Below are 15040 nucleotides of genomic sequence, written 5' to 3' on the forward strand. Positions count from 1 at the left end.
CCTCATCGCTGGCAAGCCAGCTCCCACAGGGTTTTGTGGTGTTTGTTCGGATTTGTCTGTAGTCGGATGTGCCAATTTTCAGAGGGTTTTTCATCAATGAAAGTAGGGCAAATCTGATTTTTCCGTCGCCCATCGATCACCCCTTGCTCCTCATGCAGAATCGCCCGCCCTCACACTGCAGAGAGACATCGGATGTTCGCGCCTGCCAATCAACCGCGTTTCACGTTGACCCTCGAAGGCGCCCAGCATGACCTCAAAGTCCTTGAGTTCACGGGCAAGGAAGCCATCAGCCAACCGTTTCGTTTCGAGCTGGAACTGGTCAGTGAGCGGCCCGATCTGGACCTCGAAAGCCTGCTGCACTGTCAGGCATTTCTGAGTTTCGACGCCAGCGGTTCCGGCGTTCACGGTCAGATTTATCAGGCCGGGCAGGGCGATTCCGGGAAACGTCTGACACGTTATCACCTCAGCCTTGTCCCGCGTCTGACGTACCTCGCGCACCGCATCAATCAGCGGATCTTTCAGCATCAGACAGTGCCGCAAATCGTCGCGCAGATACTCAAGGATCACTCGATCCTGCGCGATGCTTTTGAATTCCGTCTCGGCAGTGAGTACCCACCCCGTGAATATTGCGTGCAGTACGCCGAGAGTGATCTGGCGTTCATTCAGCGGCTGTGTGCCGAGGTCGGCATTCATTACCACTTCCAGCACAGCCCCGAAGGACATGTATTGGTGTTCGGTGATGATCAGACGGTGTTTCCGCGCCTCGCCGAGCCGACGTTGTATTTGCCGGGCAGCGGCATGGCCGGTGGCGCGCCGGCGATCAATCGTTTCAATGTTCGCGTGGAAACCCGCACCAGCGTGGTGACCCGGCGTGACTACAACTTCATCAAGCCGCGACTGCAGTTGGAAAGCCGTGTCGACGGCGAGCAGCGCCCGGTGCTGGAGCACTATCACTTTCCCGGCCAATTCAACGATCGTGAAACCGGCAAGCACCTCGCGCAAAGAGCGCTTGAGCGACATGTCGCCGATTACCGTCAGGCAGAAGGCATCAGCGATGAATCCGCACTGGTTTGCGGACATTTCCTGCAATTGATCGACCATCCGCGTAACGACTGGAACGACCTGTGGCTGCTGACCACGGTCGAACACCACGGCCGACAACCGCAAGTGCTGGAGGAATCGGTCACCAGTGATGGGGAAGGATTCCAGGGTTACCGTAATACCTTTCGCGCGACCCCTTGGGAGGTGTTCTTTCGCCCGGCGCTGGGCCCGGAAAAACCACGGATGCTCGGCTACCAGCCCGCCGTGGTGACTGGCCCGAACGATACGGAAATCCATTGCGACGAGTACGGCCGGGTCAAGGTGCAACTGGCCTGGGATCGCGACGGTGAGTTGAACGAACACTCCAGTTGCTGGCTGCGCGTTGCCAGCGGTTGGGCCCATGACCGTTACGGCAGCGTGTTGATTCCACGGGTCGGCATGGAAGTGCTAGTCGGTTTCATCGATGCCGATGCCGACAAACCTTTAGTCATGGGTTGCCTGCCCAACGCCGCGACACCGGTGCCGCTGGATCTGCCGGCGGACAAGACCCGCAGCATCTTCCGCAGTCAGAGCAGCCCCGGCGGTGGCGGCTACAACGAGTTGCGCATCGAGGACAAGAAAGGCGCCGAGGAAATCTACCTGCGCGCCCAGCGCAACTGGACGCAGCACGTGTTGAACGACCAACAGGTGCAGGTCGACAACCAGCGCAGCATCGTCGTCACCGGCACCGCGCGACATGAATTGAAAGCCGATGAGCAACGCATCACCCATGGTCAGCGGCAGACCGAAGTGAAGCAGGATGATCATCTCAGCGTGATGGGTGATCAGCATATTCGCGTGAGCAGCCAGGTGCTCAACGCCAGTGCGCAAATCCATCTCAGTGCCGGCCAGCAAGTGGTGATCGATGGCGGCGCGAGTGCAACGATTCAGGCCGGCGGGCAGTGGATCAACATCGGCCCGGGCGGGATTTTCAGCAGCGTGCCGATCGTCGTCGGTGGTGCGCCGATGGCGGTAATCAGTGCGGCGCCGGTGGTACCGGGGTTGCCAGAGAAGCTGGCCGCTGCGCCAGCGGCCATGCTTACCGCTGCACAAATCATGAGTCTTAAAAGCGACGCGCCGTTCTGCGAAGAGTGTGAGCGTTGCAAGGACGGTGTTTGTGCAGCCTGATGTTCTCGACCCCCGCGTGTGGCTGGCGCAGGAGCCGCTGAAGCCGGCAGAGCAACTGTTCGCGATCTTCAGTAATGCCAGCGACGCCAACCCTGTGCTGGGTTCGCCGAGCCCGATCTGGGCGGACACGATCTACGCCGAGTGGGATGCGGTGATGCCCTTCGTGGGAATTGTCGCTGCCGACAGTGAGTTTCTCGATTGGGTGGCGACCACCGAGTCGCGGGACTGGGGTTGGCTGGCGGTCTCTACGGCAACGCTTGAAGAGGTGGTGGCGCACTTTCGCAGCCTGACGCAGGTGCTGATGCCTGACGGCAAAGCGGTGTTTTTCCGGTTTTGGGATGGGCGGTTTCTGGTGCCGATTCTGCAGTCCGATGAAGTGGATGCGGCGCAGATATTCCCGGTGATTGCGCGTTGCTTGATCAATGGTCAGGCCTTGCAAATCGGTGGAAGGGCGCAGGTTTCTGCACGGACATTCCCTTGGTGGAAAGTGCCGGAATCGGTGCTGGCACAGCAAGGCGACGAGGTTCGAACAACCAATGCGATGCAGTGGTTGAGCGAAGAAGCACCGGGTGTGTTCGAGGCGTTCCCCGAGGCGGTTTTGCGCTGCAAGGTCAGGCGGTTTTTTCAGGAGGCAATGTCGGAAGAATCCTCGCATTCGGTATTGTTGGCGTTTTTACTGGCAGAGTCAGAGTGAGTTTTCGGGGCGAAGGTCTCGGACGATTCCTTCGAGTTGCGGCGGTTTTCATGAACTGGTGGGCGATGGATTGCAGGGATAGTCTTTTCGTTGTCACTGCGAGAGTGGTGGCAGGGTGTAGGAACCCTCGCTTTCATGACGTTACAGTTCGTTGGATTTTTTACGGCACTTGATGCAAGTCCGTAAGATCATTCGCGGCGGCTGTGCGTGGGACACGCTTCGGCGTGACCGAGGTCCATGATTGCTCGGTTCCTACTCTTGCGCACAGCTGCCACCCAAACCTGTAGGAGGGTCAGTTGGCGGCTCACATTTATCAATCATGGAACGAACAAAATGACGAATATGCACCCCGATCCACCCTACGAAAAAATCATTCCCCATCCAGACAACCGCTTCATGGCCCTGACCGGCAATTGCAGCGACATGCCCACCCTGTTCGTCGACACCCACGTGCCCCTCGACATCCTCATGGACGCCGCCAACTACCGCATCCGCGCCGTGGTCCAGGTCCTGGAAAACATGTGCATGCGCGGCTCGGTCGAATGCGACTCCATCATCCTCAGCGACTTCGCCATGCTCTGCGCCATCCCGCTGCGCGATGGCTGTGATGTGCTCGATGTCATCGGCAAACGCCTGAGCAGCATGCCCGCCTGAAAAAGCAAAAGATCGCAGCCTGTGGCAGCTCCAAAATGGGTCACGCGCTGCCGATGGATGATCGTTCCCACGCAGAGCGAGGAAACGATCAGTGCGCAGGGAAGCCGCTCGGCTGCGAACCCCTGACTTGCCGCGCGGTAAAAGGTAAACTTTGCGCCCTTCGCAGGAGCAGCCATGAATTATCGTCACGCCTTCCATGCCGGCAATCACGCCGATGTGTTCAAACACCTGACCTTGACCCGCCTCATCGCCCTGATGTCGCGCAAGGAGCAGCCGTTTGCCTATCTCGACACGCACGCCGGCATCGGTCTGTATGACTTGCAGGGCGATCAGGCGAATCGCACCGGCGAGTACCTGGAAGGCATCGCGCGCTTGTGGGATCAGCCGGACTTGCCGGCGCTGACCGCCGACTACATGAAGGTGCTGCACGAGATGAACCCGGATGGCCAGTTGCGCTACTACCCGGGTTCGCCGGAGCTGGCGCGGCGTCTGACCCGGCCGCAGGATCGGGTGATGCTCAACGAGAAGCACCCGGAAGACGGCGTGCTGCTCAAGGACAACATGGCGGGTGATCGTCGGGTCAAGGTGCATCTGGGCGAAGGTTGGCACGTGTCCCGGGCGATGTTGCCGGTGCAGGAAAAACGCGCGGTGATGTTGATTGACCCGCCGTTCGAACAGCTCGACGAGATGCAGCGTTGTGCAGCGTCGTTGAAAGAGGCGATTGGCCGGATGCGCCAAACGGTGGCGGCGATCTGGTATCCGGTGAAGGACCAGCGTGCGCTGCGACGTTTCTACCAAGACCTGGCGGGCACCGGTGCGCCGAAGTTGCTGCGTGTGGAGTTGCTGGTGCATCCGCTGGATACGCCGAACAGCCTGAACGGTTCTGGCATGGCGATTGCCAATCCGCCGTGGGGGCTGGAGGAAGAGTTGCGCGAGTTGCTGCCGTGGTTGTCGAAGAAGCTTGGGCAGACCCAGGGCGGGTGGCAGATGGATTGGCTAATAGCGGAGTAAAGCTTCGAGCTACAAGCTACAAGCTACAAGCTGAAGCGAACGGAGCGCTTTCAGCTTGCAGCTTGACGCTTTTAGCTCGCAGCTTTAGTTCGGCATGCACACGCCGGTGCCGCCAATCCCGCAGTAACCTTCAGGATTCTTCGCCAGATACTGCTGGTGATACGCCTCGGCGAAATACACGGTCGGTGCCTGTTCAATGTCGGTGCTGATTTCACCCAGGCCTGCCTTCGACAGCTCAGCCTGATAGGTCGCCTTGCTCTTCAGCGCTGCATCGAGATGCTCTGGCGAGGTCGCGTAGATCACCGAGCGGTACTGCGTGCCGATGTCGTTGCCTTGGCGCATGCCCTGCGTCGGGTTGTGCAATTCCCAGAACATCGCCAGCAGCTCTTCGTAGCTGACTTTGGCCTTGTCATACACCACCAGCACCACTTCCGCGTGGCCAGTCAGGCCCGAGCAGACTTCTTCGTAGGTCGGGTTCGGCGTGTAGCCGCCGGCGTAACCCACGACCGTGCTGACCACACCTTCACGCTGCCAGAAGCGGCGCTCGGCGCCCCAAAAGCAACCCAGTCCGAAGATCGCAAAATCAACGTCCTGGAAAAACGGACCAAGCAATGGGGTTTCTTCGAAGACGAAGTGCTTTTCAGGCAGGGTCATCGCAGTTTCGCGGCCGGGCAGAGCTTGTTCTTTAGTCGGGAGCACGTTTTTGTTCACCAGAATTTCCGAGCGCAGAACCATGATCGTTCCTCTCAGTCAGGTTGGATGTAAAAAGTCAGACCGCCAGTGTGCCCAATGATGCCCGGTTAATCACTACCCAAAATATGCGGATACTCGATTGCCCTTTGTAGGAGTGAGCCTGCTCGCGATAGCGGTGTGTCAGCAATAAACTCTCTGACTGAACAACCGCTATCGCGAGCAGGCTCACTCCTACAAGGGATCGGTGGTGATCAGAGGCAAAGCGGCCCGCGCGGGTAGCGCTTGAGGGTGTGGATCAGTTCGTCGCCGGGGATCGGCCGGTCGAACAGGTAACCCTGGCCAACGTCGCAACGATGGCGACGCAGGAACGCCAGTTGCTCGGCGGTCTCGATGCCTTCGGCCACGACCTTGAGTTTCAGGTTGTGCGCCATGGCGATCACTGCTGAGGTGATTTCCATGTCGTCCTGGTTGTCGGGAATTTCGTGGATAAAGCTGCGATCGATCTTGATGATGTCGATCGGGAATTTCTTCAGATAGCTGAGCGACGAATAACCGGTGCCGAAGTCGTCCATGGCCAGCGTCAGCCCGAGGCGTTTGAGCTGATCGAGCTGCAAGTGGGTGTCTTCGGTGGCTTCCAGCAGCAGGCCTTCGGTCAGTTCCAGTTCGAGCAGGTGGGCCGGCAGCGCTTCTTCCTTGAGGATGTTGGCGATGGACGCCACCAGATCAGGGTCGGAGAACTGTTTTGGCGACAGGTTGATCGCCACTTGCAGATTGCCCATACCGGCGGCGGTGAGCGATTTGCTCATGCGGCAGGCCTGGCGGGCGATCCACTTGCCGATCGGAATGATCAGGCCGGTTTCTTCGGCGACGCTGATGAACTGGTCCGGGCGGATCATTCCGCGTTCCGGATGGTTCCAGCGCAACAGCGCTTCCATCCCCAGCAAGCGACCGCTGCGCAGGCACAGCTTCGGCTGATAGAACACGTCCAGTTCGTTCTGGGTCAGGGCGCGGCGCAGGTTGTTTTCGACGAACAGCTTGTAGCTGGCCTCGGCGTTCAGCGCCTCGGTGAAGACTTGTACCTGATGTTTGCCGTTGGCCTTGGCCTTGTGCAGCGCCAAACCGGCGTTACGCATCAGGGTCTGCGGATCACGACCGTGCAGCGGCGCGCAGGCCAGGCCCACGGAGCCGGTGACGCTGATCAACTGGTTGTCGACGAACATCGGTTTGTCGAGGGTCGCCAGCAACTGGTTGGCAATTTTCTGACCAGTCGCAAGGTCGGTCTCGTCGAGCAGCACAGCAAATTCGTTACTGGCGAAACGCGCGAGGCTGCCACTCGGGCTCAAGCTGTTGCGCAGACGCCGGGCCAGGCTGATCAGCAGTTTGTCGCCGGTCTGATGGCCGAGGCTGTCGTTGATCCGCTTGAAGTTGTCGATGTCGACCAGCAGCAGGCTGATCGGGGTATCGCTATCCCGGGCGAAGCGTTCGTCCAGATTGCGGATAAACGCCGGGCGGTTGCCGAGGTTGGTCAAGTTGTCGGTGTAGGCCAGACGCTCGATGCGCTGCTGCGCCAGTTTGGTCTGGGTGATGTCTTCGTAGATGCCGATGTAATGCGTCAGCTCACGGTTGTCGCCATACACCTTGGAAATCGATAACTGGCCCCAGTACGGTTCGAGGTTCTTGCGGCGGCTCTTGAATTCGCCCTGCCAACTGTTGCTCTTGGCCAGCGCCGAGGGCGCGTCGAACAGCAGTTCGCTGAGGTTCTCCAGAGCCGGCAGCTCGGACAAGCGCTGGCCGTGGACTTCCTCGGTAGTGTATTGGGTGATCGCGGTGAAGCTCGGATTGACGTACTCGACCACGCCGTCGCAGTTGACCAGCAAAAACGCGTTAGCGCTTTGCTCGACCGCGCGCTGGAACAGGTGCAGGGCGCTGGTGGCGGTGCGGCGGTTGTGATTGTTGATGACTTGCGCGAACTGGTCGGCCAGCTCACCGGCAAAGGCGATCTCATCGGACTGCCAGGCACGGGTAACGCCGGTCTGCTCCAGACACAGCACGCCGACCACCTGGCCGTCGACGCGAATACTGGCGTCGAGCATGGCGTTGACGTCGCGCGGGCGCAGGGCTTCGGCCATTTCCCGGGTGCGTGGGTCGCGCATCGCATTGTGCGCGTCGATCGCGCGGCTGCTGTGCAGCGCTTCCATGTAATCGGGGAAAGTGCTGACGTCGATGACGTCCGGCAGGATGTATTCCTGGGTCGCGCGGTGGTACGCCGAAATCGGCACCAGTTGCTGGCCTTCGAGGTTCCACAGGCTGGCGCAGTCGATTTCATAGATATCGCAGGCGCAACGGGTGATCAGCTCGGCCGCTTCCTGCAACGAATTGTGCGTGCTGTAGCGCTGACGGGCGAGCAGCAGAATCAAGTCTTGCTGGGCGCGCACGCGTTCGAGGTGTTGCAGTTGTTCCTGCTGGGCGCGCTGGTTCAGTTCGAGGGCTATTTGCAGGCGCGAGTTCTGGGTTTCCAGATCGACCGAGGGCGGCAGCGGCACGTCGGCAAACACGTCATCGACCGCCAGCAGATAGCCGCGCAGCAAATGTCGATTGTGTTGTTTGTAGGCTTCGCCGAGTTCGAGGATGCTCAAGGCGCCGGCCGGGGTGTGAAGGGTGTAACGCACCAGATAATGCGGGCTGGCGGTCAGCTGCTGCTGGATTGCGTCGTGCAGTTGATAGCGCGCTTCCGGCTCCATCAGGCTGGCGTAAGGCGAGCCGACCAGCGCGCAAAGCTCGACGGCCGGTTGGCCAAACTGGCGTTCGCAGTTGGGATCGAGAAAGAGCATTGCCCAACTGGCTTCATTCAAGCGCTCGAAACGCAGCATGCCGAGCCGCGAGGGCACAGGCAACTGCGTCACTACCTCGGCCGCCATACGGCTGGCGGCATCGGGTTGGCTCTTCATGAAGGGAACTCGCTTGGAAATATGCTGAACGCGCCGGGCTCTCGCCCTCTTAAACGTTGCCTGCGGCAAGGTTGCATCATTGCGGCACTGACTGACAAGAGAGATGAAGGCCAAGTGCTATAAGAATATGTCGGCTGCAGTGAACATTTCTCCAGCTAACGGCGAAAAGTAATGCCGCAGGCGTGGAAAAGTGCCGTTCCAGAGCGGTTTGCCACTGAAACGGCTTTTTATGGGGGCGGTTAACGCAAAGGGATTATGATCGATTGCAGCGGTTTGCCATCACGATCGTAGTAGTTGACCCGAACCTGATCAGCCTCGACCACCAGGTGAGCGAAGTTGTCTTGGCTGACGACCTCGCTGGTCAGCTCATGCTCATAGTCGCCCGCTGCAGTGCGTACCAGCGGCTGATCAAGGATGAACGTCGACGCCTTGGCGTACGGCAACAGTTTGCTGTTGCACAACGGTGAAGAAACGATGGTGTGCACTTCGAAGTCAGGGTCTTCGCTGTGGCACAGGCGCGCGGTCAGCGAGCCATGCACATCGCCAGACACGAACAGCACATTCTTGATCCGGTGCGTGCGAACGGTTTCCAGCAGACGCAGACGCTGTTCCGGGAAGGCTTTCCACGCGTCATCGCCATGCAGTTTGCGATCCGGGTAGAACATCACGCTGGTCACCACGAATTTGACCCGCGCCGGGCTGTTGATCAGCCACTTGAGTAACGCATGTTCCTGCGCTTCATCGAGAATGCGCCGGTCATCCGCCGACAAGTTGCGCCGAGAACGACTGTCCGTGACAAACCATTCGATATCGCCGTCGCTGAATTGATACCAATAGTGGGAAAGTTTCGAGCGGTCTATTGCGTTATTGTTTGTTAGTTGATGTGCCGGGCTGTGACTGGCTTGGTACAACTCATAGGCGGCCATAGCGTTGTGATATAACGCCGCATCGGACTTGCTGGCATTGGCTGGCCAGTTATCTTCTATTTCGTGGTCATCGAGAATCATGTAAGTGGAAGTTCCCGACATCAGTTGCTGTATGCCGGGTTGGGAGAACGCCGTACGGTATTTGCTGAGTATGTCTTTGTATTCGCGATCCGGCGCAATCAGATTCAAGTCATCAACATAGATTTGATCGCCGGTCATCAATACTGCGCTGACCGGCGGTTGTGCACCTTCAATCAACTGATTGATGGAAGTGAAAATCCGGTCACCCAGGCGCGGCAGCGAGGCGATGCCGGCGGTCATGCGCAAATAGCGGCAGGAGCCGACAATGTAGGCTCGGGGCTGCATGGCTTTGCTCGAGCGTGTACGCAGGCGGTAGATCTCCCGTGGCCATTGCAGGGGCAATTCGGCAACGCTGTCCGGGGTATGCACCGGACTCATCGGGCTGAACCAGCCAGCCTGGTATTCGTATTCAGTGTCGGCACTCAAGTTGTCGAGTACAAGAACTTCGGACATGTCCTGTAATTCGCTCAGTCGAGCAAAGGTGCCTCTTGACCAATGTTGTGCTCCGTAAGGGCGGTAGCGTACGGCGGCAAAAACCGTGGAGTTCTGTTGATTGTCTCCGCGAATAAAGATGCGTGCATGGTTAGTTGTTGTGTGGCCGATAATCGGGCCAACAGTCGGTTTTAACATATCGAATCCATTCGAATGAATATTTAATAAGTTTTTGTCTGTGTGCCGTTAAGTTAGTTGGCGGCATGGGCCAAGATTAGTTGCGCGGTGAATAAAAAGATCGGGGTGAAGTGGATTAGAGTTGTGGCCGATATCAGCGCAACGTGTGGGATAAATCTCTGACCGGTTTTCTTCGGGCAAAAAAAAGCCCCGTCAAACTGACGGGGTTGAGGTACGAGCGTGTGGCGCTCGAAAACGTGAAACACAAGCGGCCCTCCGTTGCCGGAGGGCCGCCTGGGATTACAGCAGGATGGTACGGATGTCCGCCAGCAGGCTGCCCAAACGCTGGGTGAAGCGTGCGGCAGCGGCGCCGTTGATCACACGGTGATCGTAGGACAGCGACAGCGGCAGCATCAGTTTCGGCTGGAAGGCTTTGCCGTCCCAGACTGGCTGGATGGTTGCCTTGGAAACACCGAGGATCGCCACTTCCGGCGCGTTGACGATCGGCGTGAAGCCGGTGCCGCCAATGTGGCCGAGGCTGGAAATGGTGAAGCAGGCGCCTTGCATGTCGTCAGCGGTGAGCTTCTTGTCGCGGGCTTTGGCGGCCAGCGCAGCGGCTTCGGCTGCCAGTTGCAACAGGCTCTTCTGGTCGACGTTCTTGATGACCGGTACCAGCAGGCCATCCGGGGTGTCGACAGCGAAGCCGATGTTGACGTACTTCTTGCGGATGATCGCTTTGCCGCTTGGCGCCAGCGAACTGTTGAAGTCCGGCAGCTCCTTGAGCATGTGCGCGCACGACTTGAGCAGCAGCGGCAGGATGGTCAGCTTGACGCCGGCCTTCTCTGCAACGGCTTTCTGCGCCACACGGAAGGCTTCCAGCTCGGTGATATCAGCCGAATCGAACTGAGTCACGTGCGGGATGTTCAGCCAGCTGCGGTGCAGGCTCGACGCGCCGATCTGCATCAGGCGAGTCATCGGCACTTCTTCGATTTCGCCGAAACGGCTGAAGTCGACGACCGGAATCGGCGGGATGCCCGCGCCACCGGTTGCGCCAGCAGCAGCGGCCGGTGCTTCCTTGGCCTTCTGCATCATCGCTTTGACGTAAACCTGCACGTCTTCTTTTAGGATACGACCGTGCGGGCCGCTGGCGCCGACAGCGTTCAGCTCGACGCCGAACTCGCGAGCCAGTTGACGCACGGCAGGGCCGGCGTGAACTTTCGCGCCCGGCTTGGCCGGGGCGGCGGCTGGAGCGGCAGCAGGTGCAGGTGCAGCGGCAGCCGGAGCAGCAGCGGCAGGAGCACTTGGAGCAGCGGCGGCAGCTGGCGCCGGGGCAGCAGCAGGGGCCGCGCCTTTGACTTTCAGCTTCAGAATCAGGTCGCCGGTACCGACTTCGTCATCCAGCTTGATGGAAACGCTTTCCACCACACCAGCGGCAGGCGATGGAATTTCCATGCTCGCCTTGTCGGATTCCAGGGTGATCAGCGACTGGTCAGCTTCAACGCTGTCGCCAGCCTTGACCAACACTTCGATGATCTTGGCTTTGCCCGACGAACCGATGTCCGGAACGTGGATGTCCTGAACGCTGTCAGCAACCGGAGCTGCTGGCGCGGCTGCCGGAGCAGGCGCAGCGGCAGCGGCCGGCGCAGCAGCCTGAGCCGGAGCGGCTGCAGCAGGGGCCGCAGCACCCGCCACTTCCAGATCCAGAATCAGGTCGCCAGTGCCGACTTCGTCGTTGAGCTTGACGCTGATGGCCTTGACCACGCCAGCGGCAGGCGACGGGATTTCCATGCTCGCCTTGTCGGATTCCAGGGTGATCAGCGATTGATCAGCTTCGACGGTGTCGCCGACCTTGACCTGAATCTCGATGATCTGCGCCTTGCCCGACGAACCGATGTCCGGCACGTGCACTTGCTGAACCGAAGCGGCAGCAGGGGCAGCGGCAGGCGCGGCAGCAGCAGGAGCGGCGGCCGGTTTTTCTTCAGCCTTTTTGGCCGGAGCAGCAGCCGGAGCAGGGGCCGCTTCAGCGGCGCCCTCGACTTCCAGCTCAAGCAGTTCGTCGCCTTCTTTCAGGCGATCGCCCAGCTTCACTTTCAGGCTTTTGATGACGCCGGCTTTCGGGGCCGGCACTTCCATGCTGGCCTTGTCCGATTCCAGGGTCAGGATGCTCTGGTCGGCTTCGATACGGTCGCCGACCTTCACAAACAGTTCAATTACTTCACCTTCACCGCTGCCGATGTCAGGTACGCGAATGAGTTCGCTCACAAAATGTCTCCTCAGCAGTCCAGTGGGTTGCGTTTTTCCGGGTCGATGCCGAACTTGGTGATGGCTTCAGCCACAACCTTAGGTTCGATATCACCACGGTCAGCCAGTGCTTCCAGGGCTGCCAACACCACGAAATGACGGTCAACTTCGAAGAAATGACGCAGTTTCTTGCGGCTGTCGCTGCGGCCGAAACCATCGGTGCCGAGGACTTTGAATTCCTTGGACGGTACCCACTGACGGATCTGCTCGGCGAACAGCTTCATGTAGTCGGTGGAGGCGATGACCGGACCTTTACGGCCGTTCAGGCACTCTTCGACGTAGCTCAGCTTAGGCTTCTGGCCCGGCTTCAGACGGTTGCTGCGCGCGACAGCGAGACCGTCGCGACGCAGTTCGTTGAAGCTGGTAACGCTCCAGACGTCAGCGCCCACATTGAACTCTTCACGCAGAATCTTCGCCGCTTCACGGACTTCACGCAGGATGGTGCCGGAGCCCATCAGCTGTACGTGGTGCGCCGCATCGCGGGTGTCTTCTTCGAGCAGGTACATGCCTTTCTTGATGCCTTCTTCGGCACCGGCCGGCATGGCTGGCTGCTGGTACGACTCGTTCATCACGGTGATGTAGTAGAAGATGTCCTGTTGCTCTTCGGTCATCTTCTTCATGCCGTCCTGAATGATCACCGCCAGCTCGTAGCCGTAGGTTGGATCGTAGGTGCGGCAGTTCGGGATGGTCGCGGCCAGCAGGTGGCTGTGACCGTCTTCGTGTTGCAGACCTTCACCGTTCAGGGTGGTACGACCGGCGGTGCCGCCGATCAGGAAGCCACGGGTACGGCTGTCGCCAGCGGCCCAGGCCAGGTCGCCAATCCGCTGGAAGCCGAACATCGAGTAGAAGATGTAGAACGGCAGCATTGGCTGGTTGTGGCTGGAGTACGAAGTACCGGCGGCGATGAACGAGCTCATGGCGCCTGCTTCGTTGATGCCTTCTTCAAGGATCTGACCTTTCTGGTCTTCCTTGTAGAACATCACCTGGTCTTTATCGACTGGCTCGTAGAGCTGGCCGACGGACGAGTAGATACCGAGCTGACGGAACATGCCTTCCATACCGAAGGTACGGGCTTCGTCCGGGATGATCGGAACGATGCGCGGGCCGATTTCCTTGTCCTTGACCAGTTGCGCGAGGATCCGCACGAAGGCCATGGTGGTGGAAATTTCACGGTCGCCGGAACCGTCGAGGATAGCCTTGAGGGTGTCCAGATCCGGAGTCGGCACGCTGAAGCTTTGTGCGCGGCGCTGTGGCACGAAACCGCCCAGTGCAGTGCGACGCTCGCTGAGGTAGCGGGCTTCGGCGCTGTTTGGCTCTGGCTTGAAGAACGGCAGGTTCTCCAGCTCTTCGTCCTTGACCGGGATGTCGAAACGATCGCGGAACAACTTCAGGCTGTCGACGTCGACTTTCTTGGTGTTGTGCGCAGTGTTCTTCGCTTCGCCGGCACCGGTGCCATAACCCTTGATGGTCTTGGCGAGGATGACGGTTGGTTGTTCTTTGTGGTTGACCGCTTCGTGGTACGCCGCATAGACCTTGTACGGGTCGTGGCCACCACGGTTGAGTTTCCAGATCTCGTCGTCGGACAGATCAGCAACCATCGCCTTGAGTTCTGGCGTGTTGAAGAAGTGTTCACGGACGAATGCGCCGTCTTTGGCTTTGTAGTTCTGGTACTCGCCGTCGATGACTTCGTCCATGCGACGTTGCAGGATACCGTCGACGTCCTTGGCCAGCAGTGGGTCCCAGAAACGGCCCCAGATGACTTTGGTCACGTTCCACTGAGCACCGCGGAACACGCCTTCGAGTTCCTGGATGATCTTGCCGTTGCCGCGAACCGGGCCGTCGAGGCGCTGCAGGTTGCAGTTGATGACGAAGATCAGGTTGTCCAGCTTCTCGCGGCCGGCCAGGGAGATGGCGCCCAGGGATTCCGGCTCGTCGCACTCGCCGTCGCCCAGGAAGCACCAGACTTTCTGTTTGCCTGGCTGGATGAAACCGCGGTGTTCCAGGTACTTCATGAAACGTGCCTGGTAGATCGCTTGAATCGGGCCCAGACCCATCGATACGGTCGGGAACTGCCAGAAGTCAGGCATCAGCCAAGGGTGCGGGTAGGACGACAGGCCCTGACCGTCGACTTCCTGGCGGAAGTTGTTCATCTGGTCTTCGGTGATGCGGCCTTCCATGAACGCACGGGCGTAAACGCCTGGCGAGGTGTGGCCCTGGAAGTAGATCAGGTCGCCGCCGTGTTCGTCGGTCGGGGCCTGGAAGAAGTAGTTGAAGCCGATGTCATACAGGGTCGCACTGGAAGCGAAGCTGGAGATGTGACCACCCAGGTCAGAATCTTTCAGGTTCGTACGCATTACCATGGCCATCGCGTTCCAGCGCACCAGCGAGCGAATGCGGCGTTCCATGAACAGGTCGCCAGGCATGCGTGCTTCGTGGGTTACCGGGATGGTGTTGCGGTAAGGCGTGGTGATGGCGTAAGGGAGTTGCGAGCCGCTGCGGGTCGCGAGTTCACCCATACGGGTCATCAGATAGTGAGCACGGTCTTCGCCTTCTTTGTCGAGAACCGATTCCAGGGCGTCCAGCCATTCCTGGGTTTCGACGGGATCGAGGTCTTGCATGGCTTGCTCCAGGGCGGAAAGGCTTCCAGAATCGGTTGCCTGAGTTTGCGACTGGCCTTGTGGGCAGACGATTTAAAATTCTTGGATTGCCGTCAGGTTGTTCCGGCGGCGTGTAGTTTTACTACAAATCTTCCGGCATTTCAGCCTTTCGGATGTATAGACGAGTAGTAAAACTACAGATGAAAGGCTTGTGACCTCCGACTGCGTTGTGAGAATAATCGTTAAGGTTGGTCGATTACCATCCGTAAAAGGTGAAACTTTGATGCTGGATGCTAAAGAAGAAGAAATTTCAGCTAT

The 15040-nt window shown here is 59.1% G+C and carries 9 protein-coding genes; 4 read left to right on the forward strand and 5 right to left on the reverse strand.

Features of this window, described 5'->3' with window-relative positions; all coding sequences use genetic code 11:
• The first annotated feature begins 192 nt into the window (after positions 1-192).
• The 4 genes from AC3Y64_RS02340 to AC3Y64_RS02355 all read left to right on the forward strand — a co-directional run bounded on the left by AC3Y64_RS02340 (position 193) and on the right by AC3Y64_RS02355 (position 4567).
• Positions 193-2208 (forward strand): type VI secretion system Vgr family protein, encoded by a 2016-nt coding sequence (locus tag AC3Y64_RS02340; RefSeq protein ID WP_489986299.1) that lies wholly within the window; start codon positions 193-195, stop codon positions 2206-2208.
• Positions 2198-2902, forward strand: coding sequence for a DUF4123 domain-containing protein (locus AC3Y64_RS02345; protein WP_489986300.1), 705 nt, complete (start codon positions 2198-2200; stop codon positions 2900-2902). The genes AC3Y64_RS02340 and AC3Y64_RS02345 overlap by 11 nt, the downstream gene beginning before the upstream one ends.
• A gap of 333 nt (positions 2903-3235) precedes the next feature.
• Positions 3236-3556, forward strand: coding sequence for a hypothetical protein (locus AC3Y64_RS02350; protein ID WP_489986301.1), 321 nt, complete (start codon positions 3236-3238; stop codon positions 3554-3556).
• Between the two features lie 174 nt (positions 3557-3730).
• Positions 3731-4567: a 23S rRNA (adenine(2030)-N(6))-methyltransferase RlmJ gene (locus AC3Y64_RS02355; RefSeq protein ID WP_489986302.1), complete on the forward strand. Its 837-nt coding sequence runs from the start codon at positions 3731-3733 to the stop codon at positions 4565-4567.
• 84 nt (positions 4568-4651) lie between these two features.
• Here the strand turns inward: AC3Y64_RS02355 and msrA are convergent, their stop codons facing one another.
• From msrA to aceE, 5 genes are all read right to left on the reverse strand, one after another.
• A complete protein-coding gene (gene msrA / locus AC3Y64_RS02360) occupies positions 4652-5302 on the reverse strand; it encodes a peptide-methionine (S)-S-oxide reductase MsrA (RefSeq protein ID WP_489986303.1) in 651 nt (216 codons plus the stop codon).
• Between the two features lie 209 nt (positions 5303-5511).
• The gene (locus AC3Y64_RS02365; RefSeq protein WP_489986304.1) at positions 5512-8208 is read right to left on the reverse strand and encodes a putative bifunctional diguanylate cyclase/phosphodiesterase; all 2697 of its coding nucleotides are present in this window, start codon (positions 8206-8208) and stop codon (positions 5512-5514) included.
• A 239-nt stretch (positions 8209-8447) separates the two neighbouring features.
• Positions 8448-9845 carry an alkaline phosphatase D family protein gene (locus tag AC3Y64_RS02370; protein ID WP_489986305.1) on the reverse strand — a complete coding sequence of 466 codons (1398 nt, stop codon included), beginning with the start codon at positions 9843-9845 and terminating at the stop codon, positions 8448-8450.
• 279 nt (positions 9846-10124) lie between these two features.
• Positions 10125-12086 (reverse strand): dihydrolipoyllysine-residue acetyltransferase, encoded by a 1962-nt coding sequence (gene aceF / locus AC3Y64_RS02375; RefSeq protein WP_489986306.1) that lies wholly within the window; start codon positions 12084-12086, stop codon positions 10125-10127.
• An 11-nt stretch (positions 12087-12097) separates the two neighbouring features.
• Complete coding sequence (gene aceE, locus AC3Y64_RS02380; RefSeq protein ID WP_489986307.1) at positions 12098-14743, reverse strand: pyruvate dehydrogenase (acetyl-transferring), homodimeric type; 2646 nt, start codon at positions 14741-14743, stop codon at positions 12098-12100.
• Positions 14744-15040: the final 297 nt, after the last annotated feature.

Source organism: Pseudomonas sp. 4CAES_32.4, assembly GCF_058136335.1.

What these genes read in the sequence shown, in the direction of transcription:
- aceE (WP_489986307.1), bottom strand. Translation starts at nt 14,743, where the DNA reads ATGCAAGACCTCGATCCCGTCGAAACCCAGGAATGGCTGGACGCCCTG.
- AC3Y64_RS02355 (WP_489986302.1), top strand. Translation starts at nt 3,731, where the DNA reads ATGAATTATCGTCACGCCTTCCATGCCGGCAATCACGCCGATGTGTTC.
- AC3Y64_RS02365 (WP_489986304.1), bottom strand. Translation starts at nt 8,208, where the DNA reads ATGAAGAGCCAACCCGATGCCGCCAGCCGTATGGCGGCCGAGGTAGTG.
- msrA (WP_489986303.1), bottom strand. Translation starts at nt 5,302, where the DNA reads ATGGTTCTGCGCTCGGAAATTCTGGTGAACAAAAACGTGCTCCCGACT.
- AC3Y64_RS02350 (WP_489986301.1), top strand. Translation starts at nt 3,236, where the DNA reads ATGACGAATATGCACCCCGATCCACCCTACGAAAAAATCATTCCCCAT.
- AC3Y64_RS02370 (WP_489986305.1), bottom strand. Translation starts at nt 9,845, where the DNA reads ATGTTAAAACCGACTGTTGGCCCGATTATCGGCCACACAACAACTAAC.
- AC3Y64_RS02340 (WP_489986299.1), top strand. Translation starts at nt 193, where the DNA reads ATGTTCGCGCCTGCCAATCAACCGCGTTTCACGTTGACCCTCGAAGGC.